The sequence below is a fragment of the Streptosporangium sp. NPDC048047 genome, assembly GCF_040653115.1.
Lineage (GTDB): Bacteria > Actinomycetota > Actinomycetes > Streptosporangiales > Streptosporangiaceae > Streptosporangium.
In genome coordinates this window covers 1-923 of record NZ_JBEZNH010000016.1, presented here as the reverse complement: position 1 = coordinate 923, position 923 = coordinate 1, and the positions used below count along the sequence as shown (strand labels likewise).

Below are 923 nucleotides of genomic sequence, written 5' to 3'. Positions count from 1 at the left end.
CCGAGGTCTCTGCGGACGCGGTCATCGCCGCTCCTCCCGCCCACCGGTACGGCGCATCGCCACCACGGTCGCCCCGCCCAGCAGGACGAGGGCCGCGGCGATCCACAGCACCGCCATCCCGGCGCCGCCGTTCTGCGCGGCCTCGGCGGCCTGCGCGCTCAGTTCGGCCGATCCGAGCGCGGGAGATCCCGCCGGGTCGGGGGAGGCCGCCTGCGGTGAGGCGGCGGACTCGGGGGAGGCCGCCTGCGATGGGGCGGCGGCGCCCGGCCCCGCGGCGGTCAGGGTGAAGGTGAGCTTCCCGGACACCGGGTGGCCGTCGGAGGACAGGACGCGGTAGCCCACGGCGTACTCACCGGCCGCGCCCAGCGGCTTGAGGGTCACGCTGACCTTCGCGCCGTTCACGGCCGTCGCGCCGTCCTCCCAGCGGGTCCCGCCGGGTCCGGTCACGCTGATCCGCGCGAAGCCCTGCCGCGCCGGCTGGTCGAACGTCAGCGTGATCCGTCCGGGCGCGGCGGAGAGCCGGGCGCCGTCCTTCGGATCGCTGCCGATCAGGATGTTGTGGGCCTGTGCGGGGGCGACCGCGCCGAGAAGCGCGGCGCACGCGAGCAGCAGGACCGTGAGGAGCCGCCTCAACGATCATGACCTTCCACTGGGTTTTCCTGACCCCGACATGGTGCCACTGATCGCGTCCGGCGCGCTTCGGTGCCTTCCCGTAGGGGACGGGCTCCAGAGCACCTCGCCCGGACTCCGGAGCGTCTCACCGGGCCTCCGGGGCGTCTCGCCCGGTCCCCGGCCGCCGGATCTCCCGCCGGCACGGGAAAAGCCGCGGCCCCCCGGCCGCGGCTCTCTCCAGGGACGGTCCTCGGGTCCCCGCCAGGATCCCGCGCAGCCGCTCCGGATCCATCCCCACCCCGTCGTCCTCC

General features: G+C 75.6%; 1 protein-coding gene. It reads right to left on the bottom strand.

The genetic code is table 11. The annotated features are described in order from the left end of the window. Positions 1 to 21: 21 nt before the first annotated feature. On the bottom strand, positions 22 to 633 hold the full coding sequence (locus AB0D67_RS16360) for a copper resistance CopC family protein (protein ID WP_362935259.1): 612 nt from the start codon (positions 631 to 633) through the stop codon (positions 22 to 24). Positions 634 to 923 lie beyond the last annotated feature (290 nt).